This is a genomic window from Streptomyces sp. NPDC043878, assembly GCF_056435735.1.
The window spans coordinates 178,327-191,453 of the sequence record NZ_JBWKDW010000014.1; the positions used below are offsets into that span (position 1 = coordinate 178,327).

Annotated in this window: 15 protein-coding genes; 10 read left to right on the plus strand and 5 right to left on the minus strand. The window is 71.3% G+C overall.

Annotated elements, in window-relative coordinates:
- Positions 1 to 125 precede the first annotated feature (125 nt).
- Together AC07AZ_RS20980 and AC07AZ_RS20985 are read right to left on the minus strand one after the other, a co-directional pair.
- Positions 126 to 1,085 carry a hypothetical protein gene (locus AC07AZ_RS20980; RefSeq protein WP_478849852.1) on the minus strand — a complete coding sequence of 320 codons (960 nt, stop codon included), beginning with the start codon at positions 1,083 to 1,085 and terminating at the stop codon, positions 126 to 128.
- A complete protein-coding gene (locus tag AC07AZ_RS20985; RefSeq protein WP_478849855.1) occupies positions 1,082 to 1,609 on the minus strand; it encodes a SigE family RNA polymerase sigma factor in 528 nt (175 codons plus the stop codon). The genes AC07AZ_RS20980 and AC07AZ_RS20985 overlap by 4 nt, the downstream gene beginning before the upstream one ends.
- Before the next feature lie 82 nt (positions 1,610 to 1,691).
- Here AC07AZ_RS20985 and AC07AZ_RS20990 point away from each other — a divergent pair, with 82 nt between their 5' ends.
- Positions 1,692 to 2,165, plus strand: coding sequence for a protein-tyrosine phosphatase family protein (locus tag AC07AZ_RS20990; protein ID WP_478849857.1), 474 nt, complete (start codon positions 1,692 to 1,694; stop codon positions 2,163 to 2,165).
- Here the strand turns inward: AC07AZ_RS20990 and AC07AZ_RS20995 are convergent.
- Positions 2,158 to 2,292 carry a hypothetical protein gene (locus tag AC07AZ_RS20995; protein WP_478849859.1) on the minus strand — a complete coding sequence of 45 codons (135 nt, stop codon included), beginning with the start codon at positions 2,290 to 2,292 and terminating at the stop codon, positions 2,158 to 2,160. The genes AC07AZ_RS20990 and AC07AZ_RS20995 overlap by 8 nt on opposite strands.
- A 131-nt stretch (positions 2,293 to 2,423) precedes the next feature.
- Here AC07AZ_RS20995 and AC07AZ_RS21000 point away from each other — a divergent pair, with 131 nt between their 5' ends.
- Positions 2,424 to 3,605 carry an abortive phage infection protein gene (locus AC07AZ_RS21000; RefSeq protein WP_478849861.1) on the plus strand — a complete coding sequence of 394 codons (1,182 nt, stop codon included), beginning with the start codon at positions 2,424 to 2,426 and terminating at the stop codon, positions 3,603 to 3,605.
- Here the strand turns inward: AC07AZ_RS21000 and AC07AZ_RS21005 are convergent.
- Positions 3,557 to 4,009 (minus strand): GNAT family N-acetyltransferase, encoded by a 453-nt coding sequence (locus AC07AZ_RS21005; RefSeq protein WP_478849863.1) that lies wholly within the window; start codon positions 4,007 to 4,009, stop codon positions 3,557 to 3,559. The two genes, AC07AZ_RS21000 and AC07AZ_RS21005, sit on opposite strands and share 49 nt — an antisense overlap.
- A gap of 175 nt (positions 4,010 to 4,184) precedes the next feature.
- Between AC07AZ_RS21005 and AC07AZ_RS21010 the strand changes: the two genes are divergently transcribed.
- The 8 genes from AC07AZ_RS21010 (at position 4,185) to AC07AZ_RS21045 (ending at position 12,510) form a co-directional block, all read left to right on the plus strand.
- On the plus strand, positions 4,185 to 4,973 hold the full coding sequence (locus tag AC07AZ_RS21010; protein ID WP_478849865.1) for an SCO2525 family SAM-dependent methyltransferase: 789 nt from the start codon (positions 4,185 to 4,187) through the stop codon (positions 4,971 to 4,973).
- Between the two features lie 40 nt (positions 4,974 to 5,013).
- Complete coding sequence (locus AC07AZ_RS21015; RefSeq protein ID WP_478849867.1) at positions 5,014 to 6,852, plus strand: SCO2524 family protein; 1,839 nt, start codon at positions 5,014 to 5,016, stop codon at positions 6,850 to 6,852.
- A 3-nt stretch (positions 6,853 to 6,855) separates the two neighbouring features.
- Positions 6,856 to 7,773 carry an SCO2523 family variant P-loop protein gene (locus AC07AZ_RS21020; RefSeq protein WP_478849869.1) on the plus strand — a complete coding sequence of 306 codons (918 nt, stop codon included), beginning with the start codon at positions 6,856 to 6,858 and terminating at the stop codon, positions 7,771 to 7,773.
- Entirely contained in the window at positions 7,770 to 8,759 is a 990-nt protein-coding gene (locus AC07AZ_RS21025; protein ID WP_478849870.1) for an SCO2522 family protein, read from the plus strand. Before AC07AZ_RS21020 ends, AC07AZ_RS21025 begins: the two co-directional genes overlap by 4 nt.
- 1 nt (position 8,760) lies before the next feature.
- Positions 8,761 to 9,744, plus strand: a complete 984-nt coding sequence (locus AC07AZ_RS21030; protein ID WP_478849871.1) for an SCO2521 family protein — start codon at positions 8,761 to 8,763, stop codon at positions 9,742 to 9,744.
- A 40-nt stretch (positions 9,745 to 9,784) separates the two neighbouring features.
- A complete protein-coding gene (locus AC07AZ_RS21035; RefSeq protein WP_478849873.1) occupies positions 9,785 to 10,759 on the plus strand; it encodes a DUF6879 family protein in 975 nt (324 codons plus the stop codon).
- 133 nt (positions 10,760 to 10,892) lie between these two features.
- Entirely contained in the window at positions 10,893 to 11,639 is a 747-nt protein-coding gene (gene recO, locus AC07AZ_RS21040) for a DNA repair protein RecO (protein WP_356043389.1), read from the plus strand.
- Positions 11,640 to 11,670: 31 nt separating this feature from the next.
- Complete coding sequence (locus AC07AZ_RS21045; RefSeq protein ID WP_478849876.1) at positions 11,671 to 12,510, plus strand: isoprenyl transferase; 840 nt, start codon at positions 11,671 to 11,673, stop codon at positions 12,508 to 12,510.
- 181 nt (positions 12,511 to 12,691) lie between these two features.
- Here AC07AZ_RS21045 and AC07AZ_RS21050 read toward each other — a convergent pair whose 3' ends face one another.
- Positions 12,692 to 13,126 (minus strand): Fur family transcriptional regulator, encoded by a 435-nt coding sequence (locus tag AC07AZ_RS21050; RefSeq protein WP_478849878.1) that lies wholly within the window; start codon positions 13,124 to 13,126, stop codon positions 12,692 to 12,694.
- Between the last annotated feature and the right edge of the window lies 1 nt (position 13,127).

A 13,127-nucleotide genomic window follows, 5' to 3' on the forward strand; every position in this document is an offset into this window, starting at 1 on the left:
CCCACCACCCCCCCCCCCTCCCCCCCCTCCCCCCCCCCTCCCCCGCCCCCCCCCCCCCCCCCCCCCCCCCCCCCCCCCCCCCCCCCCCCCGGCCCGGTTTCCGTGGTGCGGTCACGCTGGTGCCCTCACGGCAGCGTCTTCTCGTAGTACTTGTCCTGGTCGGAGTCGTAGACGAGCCGGCCGTGGGCGTCGTATCCCTTGATGTGCGGGGCCTTGGTGACCTGCTGGTTCAGGATGCCGGAGGCGACGAACCAGCCGTGGTCGAGCACGGCCCGGCCGCCGGTGTCGCCGTAGGAGACGGTCACCTCGGACACCGACGGCTTCACCCTGCCGACGGCCCCCCAGCGGAACGGGAGTTTCCAGTCGCCCTTGTCGAGGACGGACTGCTGGTAGAGCCTGCCGCCGTTCATGTCGGGGTACACGGGGCCGCCGTCCGGCACCGTCGCGCTGTCGTCACCGACGCTGGTGCCGAGGCCCTGGGCGGCGCCGTTCTTCACGGAGCACACCAGCCGGATCTTCGCCCGCTCTTTCACCGCGACCACGTACATGCCCTCGCCGGGCGCGTTGGAGTCGCCGGTGCTGCGCATCGCCAGGATGATCCGGTAGCCCGCCGAGGTGCCCAGGTCCGAGCTCCCCGCTGCCTGCCCGTGCGAACGGTCGTAGGCGAGGCACTTGTCCAGCCCCTCCGCGGCCCGCGCGAAGGTGATCCCGTCCAGCAGCTGCCCCGCCGTGGCCGGTCCCGCGGGTCCCGAGGGCGTCGCTGCCGGTGTCGACGGTGGGGTCGGGGCCGGGGACAGCGTGGTGCCGACCGGCGACTGAGGCGTCCCCGTGCCGAGGCCCCCGCCGCCACCCACCGCGTACGCCCCCACGGGCACCGCCGCCAGCGTCACCAGAGCCGCCCCGGCCGCCGTCACCCGGCGCCGCCGCTCCAGCGTGCCCCGCCGGCGGATCGCCGGATACGGCGCCGGCGACGGCCGGATCGTGTAGGCGTCCTGGGCGAGCAGCTCCCGTACCCGTTCCTCGATGTCCCGTTCCCGTGCCTGCTCCGGCTCCCGGTCCTGCTCCCGGTCCCGCTCGTCGCTCACCTGGTGCCCCTCTGTCCGGCCGCGTCCATGATCTGCGCGAGCCCCGGATACGTACGCAACTTCGCCAGCCCCTTGGACGCCTGGCTCTTCACCGTGCCGGGGGAGCAGCCGAGCACGTCGGCGACCTCCGCCTCGGACAGGTCCTCCCAGTAGCGCATGACGACCACCGCCCGCTGCCGGGGCGGCAGTCCGGCCAGCGCGGTCATCAGCGCGCTGCGCTCGTCGGCCCACGACACGGCCTCGTCCCGCCCCGCGACGTCCGGCGGGGCCGCCGTGAGCGACTCCGCGACCCGGCGCTTGCGGAAGCGGTCACTGTTGCAGTTGACGAGGATCCGCCGGACGTACGCCTCCGGGTTGTCGCTGCGCGCGACCCGCCGCCACGAGCGGTACGCCTTCGCCAGGGCGGTCTGTGTCAGGTCCTCGGCGTGGTGCGCGTCGCCGGTGAGCAGGTACGCCGTCCGCACGAGATGGGACCACCGCGCTCTGACGAACTCCTGGAATCTGTCTTCCTGTTCGGCCTGCATCAAGCCCCCTCCCTCGCCTCCCAGACCACCGCCGGGACCGATTCGGTTGCCCGGCACGGCGGGATGGGGCTGGAATGGGCCGGTGACCGACGACGGGCGACGGGACGGGGCGCGGGCCGCGCGGTGGAGCGAGCGGGCCGCGGGTGTCCTGAGGCTGCCGTCCGGACGCCTGGTCCGCGGGCGTGGCCTGCGGCGCCCCCCGCCACCGGGGGCGCCGACCCCGTCGTACGGCCTGTATCTGCTCGGCGGCCCGCCGCCCGCGGTGCCCTGGGAGTCCCACTGGCTGCGCTGGCCCGACTTCCGGCTGCCGGCCGACCGGGTGGCCGCCCGCACCCTGCTGGCCGAGGCGTGGGAGCGGGCCGCGGACGAACGGGTGGAGATCGCCTGCCGTGGCGGCCGGGGCCGCACGGGCACCGCCCTGGCCTGTCTGGCGGTCCTGGACGGCGTACCGCCGAAGGAGGCCGTCGAATACGTCCGGGCGCACTACGACCGGCACGCGGTGGAGACGCCGTGGCAGCGGCGCTACGTACGGCGGTTCCCCCGACCGGTCAGGTGAGCGCGTCCGCGAGGAGCGCCGCGGTCTCCTTGATCAGGTCGTGGTCGTAGGCCGCGTCCCGGTCCGGCAGAGTCGTCTGGACCGCCAGGACGAGCGGGGTGCCGTCCTCGGTCCACGCGGAGCCCAAGATCTTTGTCTCCTTCGTCGAAGCGGGCCGTCGATCTCTTCAGTGACCGACGCCGGATGTCATTCCTTGGTTGCGGCACGGTGAACCGTCGGCGGACGGTGCCGGGGCCGCGCGCCGCGCACAGTGGCGGCATGGAGAAGACCAAGGGGATCGACAGGGCACAGTTCCTCGCCGGGGCGGCGGCCGTGGGGCTCGGCGCGACCGTGCCGGCGGCCGGACCGGCAGCGGCGGCCGGGGGCGGAGGCGGGGGAGGGCACGGGGGTGCGGGCGGGCGCGGCCTCGCGCGTCGGGGTGTGGTCTACACCGTCGGGGAGGGGGAGCGCCCGGGCACCGCCTTCAGCCCGGCCCGGATGCGGGCGGACCTGCGCACGATCCGCGACGACCTGCACGCCGACACCGTCGACGTCACCGGTGACGGCGTCGAGCGCCTCACCGCCACCGCCGCCGAGGCCGCCGAGCGCGGACTGCACGTCTGGCTCCAGCCGACCCTCGGTGACGTTCCGGAGCGGGACATCCTTGAACACCTGGCCGAAACCGGCCGGTTCGCGGAACGGCTGCGCAGGCAGGGCGCGAGCGTCGAGCTCAGTGTGGGCTGCGAGTTCTGGCTGTTCGTGCCCGGGATCGTGCCGGGCGACACGGTCATGGACCGGGTGCGGAACCTGCTGGACGGCACCTTCGACCCGGAGCGGATGCAGCGCCGCCTGGACCGCTTCACCGCGCGGGCGGCGGCGGTCGGCCGTTCCGTCTTCCACGGCCGGCTGAGCTACGCGGCCGCGCAGGACGACAAGGTCGACTGGGACCAGTTCGACGTCGTCGGCATCGACTACTACTCCTACCACCGCCAACCCGCGGCCTACGTAAGCGAGTTGCGTCGCCACCTGCGCTGGGGCAAGCCGCTGGCCGTCACCGAGTTCGGCACCTGCGCGTACCGGGGCGCGCCCCGGACGGCCGGTATGGGCTGGAACGTCGTCGACTACGACAAGGACCCCCCGGAGATCAAGGGGCACCTCGTCCGCAGCGAGCGCGTCCAGGCCGCCTATCTGACCGATCTGTTGCACGTCTTCGAGTCGATGAACCTGTACGCGGCGATGGTGTTCGAGTTCGTCACCCCCGACGCCCCGCACCGGCCGGGCGACGCGCGCCACGACCTCGACCTGGCGAGCTACGGCATCACCAAGACCATCGAGGACCGCCCGGGCGACCCGGACTCCGGCTGGCACCGGGAGCCGAAGGCGGCGTTCCACGCCGTGGCGCGCGTCTACGGTCAGAAGGCGAGCGTCATCAGCAGGCGGTCCTCCCCGGGACCGAAGTAGTCCTGGCGGGGCGCCCCTTCCGCCACGAAGCCCAGCGAACGGTAGAGCAGCACCGCCGTGTCGTTGTTCGGCTCGACGGTGAGCCAGACCTCCTTCACCTCCTCCGACCGCAGCCGCTCCAGGATCTCCGACATGAGCCGGCGTCCCAGGCCCCGGCCCTGGAGGCCGGGTGTGATCGCGAGGCTGAGGATCCAGCTGTGGTCGGCGTTGGGCGCGGTCGCGAACACGTAGCCGAGCAGACCGGAGCCGTCGTCGAGAACGAGCAGATGGTCACCGTAGGCGTCGAGGAATTGCCGCAGGACGAAGTACGGATACGGTCCCGACGGGAAGGCCTGCCCGTCCAGACGGACGAGTTCCGGCAGATCCGCCGCGGTGACCGTCCTGATCCGGGGAAGAGGAGCCATGTAGTCCCCTTGTGGAGTATTCGAAGATACATACCAATGGTGCGATATCCATACCGACCGTGTCGGCGCAGGTTCCCCTATCTTCGTCGGACGCTATCCGGTCATTCAAGGTGAGAACCGGACCTGGCGTGATTGGCTGGCGCAGCGCATGGGCGCGGTGCGCTACATTGAGCCAATGACCCTGGGATCACCAACTGGTGCGGATAAGCTGAACGCCGACGTCGATTGGGACGATTTCGACCCCCAGGCGTACATCAGGAACAATTACCTCGTCCTTCATCCCGACGACGAGGAGATCCTTTCGGCTGTCCGCGATCACTTCTGTGATCACTTCCGGCGGCACCCCGGCACCGTCGCCACCGGTATCGACGTCGGCGCGGGCCCGAACCTCTACCCCGCCTTCACGATGCTCCCGTGGTGCGAGGAGATCACCCTCTACGAGTGGTCGGCTGCGAACGTCGCGCATCTCGACGGCCAGCGCGCCTCCTTCGACCCCAGCTGGGACCGCTTCTGGGACGTCCTGCGCGCGGAGGACGGCTACGCCAGGCTCGGCGCGGACCCCCGGGCGCGGTTCGGGCGGACCGTCAGACCCCGCCGCGGCAACCTGTACGACCTCGGCCGGCCGGGGCCGGACGGCGAAGCGGAACGCTGGGGCATGGGCACGATGTTCTTCGTCGCCGAGTCGATCACCACCTCGCTGGAGGAGTTCCGGCGCGGGGTGTCCTGCTTCATGAACGCCCTCGAACCGGGCGCCCCGTTCGCCGCCGCGTTCATGGAGCACTCCCTGGGATACCAGGTCGGCGCGCACGACTTCCCGGCCAGTGACGTCGGCGAGCAGGAGGTGCGCAACCTGCTCAAGCAGTACGCCGGGGACGTCGATCCCCTGCACATCGGAAAACCCGGCGGTCTCGTGCGCGAGGGGTACACCGGAATGATCCTGGCCTGCGGTCACCGCAACGACTGACAGCGGTCTCTTTTTCGCACCTGTGTGAGGGGGCATGGGAATGCAGATCAAGCCGCGCCTTCAGCTTCTCGACGTGTGGCAGGCCATTGCCGGCCACTCTTTCAGAAGTGGCGACTGGGCCTGGGGGGAATGGGGAGGCCGCAGCAGTGTCGCCGACGCCGAACGTCTGCTCTGCCTCATGTATCCGGCGACCGAGATTCCCGAATTCCGGCTCGACAGCCCGGACACCACCCAGGAGGACGTGGAGAAGGCCCTCAAGGAGATGGGCGATCCCACGGAGATTCCCGGAAGTCTGGTACGGGTGCTCGGCGAATTCATGGGAAAGCACCACGGCGGTGACGTCGGCCCCACCTTCTCCGGTGGCTACTACTTCCAGTCCGAGGACCCCGACCAGGAACTCACCAAGGAACAGCGGGAGATCGGGGTGGTCGACTCCTTCTCCATGTCCGTCACCCTGTGCCTCGCCACCCTCGGCTTCCTCAAGATCTACCGCACGAGAACCAACCGCGCCGACACCCAGCGGCTGATCCAGGAACTCTGGGACGCCACCAGCCAACGGCTCACCTCCGCCATGGTGAGCCTGCTGCGCTCCTTCACCGTCAACGTGTTCGACGCCGAGTCCGGACAGGGGCAGGCACTGTGCCGGCTCCTGGGCCAGCAGCGCCTGTCGGACCGGGTGGTCCTCGGACGGTTCCAGGAACGTTTCAAGGCGCTGCGTGCCGTCATCAGCGAGAGCCTCGTCCTCGGCGTCGACGTCGAGGAGCAACTCCGCAACGAGAACCGGCTGTTCGAGTGCGGCTGGGCCTGGAGCCTGGTGCGGGACGCGCCCGAGGTGGAGACCAGCGACGACATCGGCGTCCAGCCCCCGGGCGCCGCCGACGCCGTCCCCTACCTGTACTTCACCGTCGTCGCCCTCGACGGCATCCAGGACCTGTTCTCGGACCGCACGCTGACCCTCGCCCTGCTCAACACCGAACAGCAGCGGCTCGCGGAGGCGCTGCGGCTGCGCTGGGAGATCACCCAGCAGTACTGGTCGGCCATCGCCCGCTTCGGGGACGGCAGCTGGCCCCTGGAGGACATCCCGTGGCGGACCACGGGCCAGCAGCTGGAGTCGGAGTACTTCTCCCTCTGCGTCGCCTCCATCCTCGTGCACGACCTGGTCCGCCGCCGGGCCACCGACGACGACCTCACCCGCACGGTCGGCATCATGGAGCGCCTCGCCGAACGCGGCCGTATCACCAGCCGCATGACCAGGGACGATCCCGCCGTGCGCCTGCACAACCCCGGAGTCGCGCTGCCCCTGCTCGGCAGCGACGGGCAGGGGCCGGCCATGCAGTGGGCCATGACGGACTTCTCGGCGCAGCTGCTCAAGCGGACCATCCAGCTGTGCTCGCTCTCCCGCAACCTGGCCTCCCACGACCGGCTCCTCCAACTGGCCGAGGACATCCTCGGCCACCTGTGGAGGCGGCGCGTGAGCGACGGTGAGGGGGTCGGCCTGTGGGACAACGTCCACGCGGCGTACCCCAGTTCGCAGGAGCGCAGCGGACCGCTGTCGTGGAGCATCACCGAACGCGTCACCGAGTGCATGGTCGCCGCCTCCCAGCTGTACACGCAGCCACCGATCCGCAGCGCCGAACTCACCGCGCTCGCCCGGTCCCTGCTCAGCGAGTCCACGCACCTGCTCGGCAAGGAGCAGATGAAACTCGCCCCGCCCGCCAAGAGCCAGGAGGGCGAGGAACTCAAGGGCGTCGAGGCCGACCTGCGCCGCGCCCGGCTGCTCCTGGACACCGAGCCGGGCACCGCCTGCGCGCTGTCCATGGGAGTGCTGCGCCGGCTCGACACCCTGGCCCGCGCCAGGGACACCGGGTCGGGGGTGTGAGGGGTGCTGGTGTTCGCCGCCTCCGACAAGGGAGGCACCGGCCGCTCGGTCACGAGCGCCAACCTCGCCTACCGCCGGGCACTGGACGGCGACGACGTCTGCTATCTCGACTTCGACTTCGGCTCGCCCACCGCCCCGGCCGTCTTCGACATACCCGATGTCCTGAAAGAAGCCGAGGGACGCGGCCTGCACTCCTATCTGAAAGGCGAGACCGGGGAATCCCTGCGCGTCGACATCTGGGCGCGCACCGAGCATGACGTCCTGCGCGACAAACCGGACCGCTCCGGACGACTGGTCCTGCTGCCCGGCGACCGCAGCGGCGGCGAATTCGTCACCGACAGGGAAAACCTGCACCGCTGCGTCGACCTGATTCTGCGCCTCAGACGTGAATTCAACGTGATCGTGGTGGATCTGAGCGCCGGACGCAGCTATGCGATGGACCTGGCACTCGCCGCCACCGCCCAGGAGGAGTTGCGGCGCGTCAAAGTCCGCTGGCTCGTCTACCACCGCTGGACCCGGCAGCACGTCATGGCCGCCGCCGAACTCGTCAGCGGAAAACAGGGCATCGTGAGCGCCGGTGAGGAAATGGGGCACGACCGGCAGGCGCTGCTCGGCGCGATCCGTTTCGTACGGGCCGCCGTACCGGATCTCGAATCGTCGCTCTGGTCGCAGATGCCGCCCGCGCAGTCGGCCTGGATGCGCCAGTACAACAAACAGCTGGAGGTCGTCGCCGCCGAACTCGGCATCGGCAGGAGCAGGGTGCTCGGGTCCGTCCCCCTGGAACCCGTGCTGCAGTTGCGGGAACAGCTCATCACCGACCAGGACGTGCTGGACAGCCGGATCGCCAACATCGGCACCTGGCAGGCGATGGGCGAACTGGCGGAGCGGCTGGCCGACGACAAGTACTGGGGGGAGCTGTGAGCGGAAGCGGAACCGGGTCCGTCTTCCGGGAGACCAGTGCCCAGCCGCGCACGGAGGCCGTGCCGTTCTCCCATCTCTCCCTGGAACTGGGCCACTTGTACATGGAGGACGTCACGGAGGGCCCCGAGCGGCTGCGCGGGCACTTCGCCGCCGTACGCCCCTGGGTGGAGGCCGCCCGCGCCTCGCTGCCCGCGCTTCCGGGCGGCGGAAAGCCCCGGATCAGCACCTGCTTCCTGATCGACGACTACTTCAGCCGCCCGGCCACACCCGCCGAACTCCTGCCGCCCCTCATCGAGGCGGCCGAGCGGGCCGGCCTGACCATCGACTACCTGGCCCGCGAGTCGGGCTGCGCCGCCACCGACCCCCGCCGGCCCGAGCGCGGCGGCCTCGCCGAGTTCGTCCTGGGCCGGCTCGTCGAGACACCGCCGCCCGGCAGTCGGGGCTTCCGCCCGCCGCTCAGCCGGACCGGCTGGCTCACCAACGGGCGCCGCGCCCCGGCCCAGCGCACAGCGGCCGCGCTGAGCGCCACGCCCGCCTGGCAGCCCCCCAGCGAGACCGGCGCGCGCGGCCACTCCGTCTTCGTGGACGTGGAGCTGTGGGACGAGGACACGGACCGCCGCACCTGGTCGTGCGCGTTCCTGGCCGCCGTCTGGCAACTGGCCCGCCTCGGACTGCTCCGCGACAACGGCAGGGCCGTCCTCACCCCCACCGGCTGGGATCCGGCCGCCTTCCCCGACGACTGGGACGCGCTCCCGCCGCTGCTCCGGCTCAACCCGTCCGCGCCCCCCTTCACCGCGTACTACACGTGCAGCGTGCTGCCCGCCCGGTTCCTGCCCGTGGAGCACGCCGTGCGCGTCGTCCTGGAGCAGACCCAGGTGGACGCCGGAGCGCTCGACCAGCTGATCCGGCGGGCCGCCGACGAGGGGTTCCCCGTGCCCGCCGGCGCCGTGAAGCGCACGTCCTACGTGTTCCCGCCGGGGCTGTGACATGGGCGCCCCGGGGGAGACGGCGGGCCCGGTCCTCGTCTGCGGCGAGGTGCGCACCTGTCTGCTGCCGTGCCGTGACGCGGTGAGCGCGGCCGTCACCGAGCGACTGCTCACCCTGCGCGCCGACGAACGCGTCCGGGTCTCCCGGCGCCCCAACCTGCACGCCGTCTCCCCCGAGGTCCTCACGGGCGTGGACTGCCGGCTGCCCACCGCCAACGGGGCCAGGGTCCGCGCGGTCGGCACGGTGGCGGCCCGCGCGAGCCTCACCGAGGGCCGGGTCCTCCAGGCGACGGCGTACTTCGGCGCACCGGCCGCCGGCCCGGACCGCCGCCGGCCGTGGGGCCACTACCTGGCCCGGCCGGGGGAGCTGGAGCCACTCGGCAGACTGCCCCAACTCGGCGTCGCCCAGGCTTTCCTGGCGGAGCACCGGCAGCCGGGCCCCGAGGAACTCGACGTCGGCTCAGTCGCCGAGGGGCTGCTCGCCACGGTCTCCCGCGAGCACCGGCTCCTCGACTACGAAGCCCCCCTCACGTCCCCCACCACCAGCCTGCGCTGGGCGGCGCTTCCCGCGCCGGACGGGCAGGGGGCACGGCTGGAACGCTTCACCGTGGCCGCCGACGGGGTACGGCTGGTGGAGCTGAGGGTGCCGCACGGCACCGACCCCACCGCCCTGGCCCGGCTCACCGAGGATTTCGCCCTGCACGACTGGCTGTTGACGACGGTCGTGGACAAGCTGGACGGCATCCGGCTCGGATCCGCCGACGGGACGCAGGCGCTGAGGACGCTGCGCCCGCTCGTCGACCACCTGCTGCACCTGTGGATGCCGAGGGCCCGCGTGGAGCGGTCGCTGGGCGCCCTGTGGGACGTACTCGAAGAGGAACCCGGCTTCAGCCGGCAGTGGCGGACGCTGGTCCAGCGCGTCCGTGACCAGCTCGCCCTGCACGCCGCGACGCCGCGGCACGAGCTCCAGACGACAGGGCCCTGATCGCGGAGCACAGACACATCCCAACGGGGGGAGACACGAGATGAATTCACCGACACCGCCGCGCGGCACCACCGGTCCCACGGGCAGAGGCGAACGCGAGAGGGACGACGGCGCCCGGTCACTGCTCCAGAAGTTCCTGATCACCGTGGTGACCGGGGGCGTGGCCTACGTGCTGACGAACGTGATCTCCCCCTCCCAGGACGACCTGTGGCGGGTGGTCGTGTCCGTGCTGTTCGGCGGCGCGATCCTGATCGTCCAGTTCATGATCACCTTCGCGCAGCAGCTCGGGGAGCTGAGGACCGTGGTCGAGCAGCGCTTCATCGACATCGGGCGGGCCACCAAGCTCTTCAACGAGGTGGAGCAACTGCGCGACGACGGGGTGCCCCGGCTGGCCGAGCACGCCACGAAAGTGGTCGCCGAGGGGCCGACGATCCTGCACGAGTTCGCGCACCAGGAGATCGACCGGCTCGCCGGCTACATGTACAACTTCGCCAACCTGCACGCCAAGTCCCCCGGTGAGAACCACGACTGGCTGCTGACCCTCACCCGGTGCGCGCGGATCTCCGTGGACGCCATCTCCACCTCCGTCGACCGGGACTTCTGGAGCAGCGAGCCGGCGGGGCGCTATCTGGAGGCGCAGAGCGAGGCGGTCGAACGCGGGGTCCGGGTGCGCCGGCTGCACGTGGTGAAGAACCCGGAGGAGATCGCCCTGCTGGACCAACTCCGCGAGGAGCAGCGGGGGATCGGCATCGAGGTGCGGGTCGTGGCCCTGCCCCAGCTGCCGATGTACGCCCAGCGCGGCAAGATGATCGACTTCATCATCTTCGACGGGGCGCTCTCCTACGAGATCACCGCGGACCAGATGAACGTGCCGTCCTGGACGACGGTGGACGCCACCCACAAGGAGGTGCAGGAACGCGTCAAGCGCTTCGCAGAGCTGTGGAACATCAGCCCCAACGGCTTACCCGACCCGCTGCGCGCGGCGACCAACCCGCCGGACCCCTCCGGCCCCTGATTGACCCCCGCCGACCCCCGGCGAGCCCCGGCACCGCGAAGACGGCCCGCGCCCTGGACCGGCGGCCGCCCCGCCGTGACCGATGCGGCCGGCCCGGCCCGGGGCGCCTGCGCCGTGGGTGAGAATGGACGGCATGAGTCTGTTCCGCGACGACGGCATCGTGCTGCGCACCCAGAAGCTGGGTGAGGCGGACCGGATCATCACGCTGCTCACCCGCGGTCACGGCCGGGTACGCGCGGTGGCGCGCGGGGTGCGGCGCACCAAGTCCAAGTTCGGGGCGCGGCTGGAGCCCTTCTCACACGTCGACGTGCAGTTCTTCGCACGGGGCAGCGAGCTGGTCGGGCGCGGCCTGCCGCTGTGCACGCAGAGCGAGACCATCGCGCCGTACGGCGGCGGGATCGTCAGCGACTACGGCCGCTACACCGCCGGCACCGCCATGCTGGAGACCGCGGAGCGGTTCACCGACCACGAGGGGGAGCCCGCGGTGCAGCAGTACCTGCTGCTCGTCGGCGCCCTGCGCACCCTCGCCCGCGGCGAGCACGCCTCGCATCTCGTACTCGACGCCTTCCTGCTGCGCTCGCTCGCCGTCAACGGCTACGCACCGAGCTTCGGCGACTGCGCGAAGTGCGGGCTGCCCGGTCCGAACCGGTTCTTCTCCGTCGCCTCCGGCGGCTCCGTCTGCGTCGACTGCCGGGTGCCCGGCAGCGTCGTGCCCTCGCCGCGGACCCTCGAACTGCTCGGCGCGCTGCTTACGGGAGACTGGGAGAACGCGGACGCGTGCGAGGCGCGGTACGTCCGCGAGGGGAGCGGGCTGGTGTCCGCGTATCTGCACTGGCACATGGAACGCGGGCTGCGTTCGCTGCGCTACGTGGAGAAGTAGAGAAGCACGAGACCGAGGAGACGAGAAGCACATGGCCGTACGCGGGATCCTGGGGCGCCAGCGCCGCGAGTACAGGACGCCGGAGCCCCATCCGTCCGGCGCCCGTCCGCCGAAGCTCCCCGCTGAGCTGGTCCCCGAGCATGTGGCGATCGTCATGGACGGCAACGGCCGCTGGGCCAAGGAGCGCGGGCTGCCGCGCACCGAGGGGCACAAGGTCGGCGCCGAGCAGGTCCTCGACGTGCTGCAGGGCGCGGTCGAGATCGGGGTGCGCAACATCTCGCTGTACGCCTTCTCCACCGAGAACTGGAAGCGCTCGCCCGACGAGGTCCGCTTCCTGATGAACTTCAACCGCGACTTCATCCGCAAGTCCCGCGACCAGCTCGACGCGCTCGGCATCCGGGTGCGCTGGGCGGGCCGGATGCCCCGGCTGTGGAAGTCGGTCGCCAAGGAGCTCCAGATCGCCCAGGAGCAGACCAGGGACAACGACCGTCTCACCCTGTACTTCTGCATGAACTACGGCGGCCGGGCGGAGATCGCGGACGCCGCGCGGGCCCTCGCCGAGGACGTGCGGGCGGGCCGCCTCGACCCGTCGAAGGTCGACGAGAAGACCCTGGCGAAGTACCTGTACTACCCGGACATGCCGGACGTCGACCTGTTCCTGCGGCCGAGCGGCGAGCAGCGCACCTCCAACTACCTGATCTGGCAGAGCGCGTACGCGGAGATGGTCTTCCAGGACGTGCTGTGGCCGGACTTCGACCGCCGTGACCTGTGGCGGGCGTGTGTGGAGTTCGCCTCCCGGGACCGCCGCTTCGGCGGGGCCACGCCGAACGAGGTGCTGTTGTCACTGGAAGGCGGAGAGGCCGCCCCGTAGTCACCCGCGGTTCATGACGGTCCCCGGCGATCCGGTCATGAACCGCCCTCATGCCCGCCCCTCTGCGACGAGAAGGAGACCGCCTTCAGGGCCGGGTGCCGCCCGATCACCAGGGGCAGCACGTTCCACGACCTGGACGAGCTGGAGAGGTGCTCCGGGCGGGCGCGGCAGGCGGTCGCGCTCAGCCGGCCGTGGCGGGGGGCGTGGCCGCGGTCGCGCAGTCGGAGCAGGTGCCGAAGATCTCCACCGTGTGGGCCACGTTGACATAGCCGTGTTCGGCGGCGATCGACTCCGCCCACCTCTCCACGGCCGGGCCCTCGACCTCGACGGCCTTGCCGCAGACGCGGCACACCAGGTGGTGATGGTGGTCGCCGGTGGAGCAGCGCCGGTACACGGACTCACCGTCGGAGGTGCGCAGGACGTCGACCTCGCCGGCGTCGGCGAGGTTCTGCAGCGTGCGGTAGACCGTGGTGAGGCCGACGGAGTCGCCCTTGTGCCTGAGCATGTCGTGCAGGTCCTGGGCGCTGCGGAACTCGTCCACCTCGTCGAGGGCGGCCGCCACGGCAGCCCGCTGCCGGGTGGAGCGGCCCTTCACGGGCGGTCCAGCGGTCGTCACC

What these genes read in the sequence shown, in the direction of transcription:
- AC07AZ_RS21030 (WP_478849871.1), top strand. Translation starts at nt 8,761, where the DNA reads ATGGGCGCCCCGGGGGAGACGGCGGGCCCGGTCCTCGTCTGCGGCGAG.
- AC07AZ_RS21035 (WP_478849873.1), top strand. Translation starts at nt 9,785, where the DNA reads ATGAATTCACCGACACCGCCGCGCGGCACCACCGGTCCCACGGGCAGA.
- AC07AZ_RS21010 (WP_478849865.1), top strand. Translation starts at nt 4,185, where the DNA reads ATGACCCTGGGATCACCAACTGGTGCGGATAAGCTGAACGCCGACGTC.
- recO (WP_356043389.1), top strand. Translation starts at nt 10,893, where the DNA reads ATGAGTCTGTTCCGCGACGACGGCATCGTGCTGCGCACCCAGAAGCTG.
- AC07AZ_RS21005 (WP_478849863.1), bottom strand. Translation starts at nt 4,009, where the DNA reads ATGGCTCCTCTTCCCCGGATCAGGACGGTCACCGCGGCGGATCTGCCG.
- AC07AZ_RS21045 (WP_478849876.1), top strand. Translation starts at nt 11,671, where the DNA reads ATGGCCGTACGCGGGATCCTGGGGCGCCAGCGCCGCGAGTACAGGACG.
- AC07AZ_RS21015 (WP_478849867.1), top strand. Translation starts at nt 5,014, where the DNA reads ATGCAGATCAAGCCGCGCCTTCAGCTTCTCGACGTGTGGCAGGCCATT.
- AC07AZ_RS21000 (WP_478849861.1), top strand. Translation starts at nt 2,424, where the DNA reads ATGGAGAAGACCAAGGGGATCGACAGGGCACAGTTCCTCGCCGGGGCG.
- AC07AZ_RS20985 (WP_478849855.1), bottom strand. Translation starts at nt 1,609, where the DNA reads ATGCAGGCCGAACAGGAAGACAGATTCCAGGAGTTCGTCAGAGCGCGG.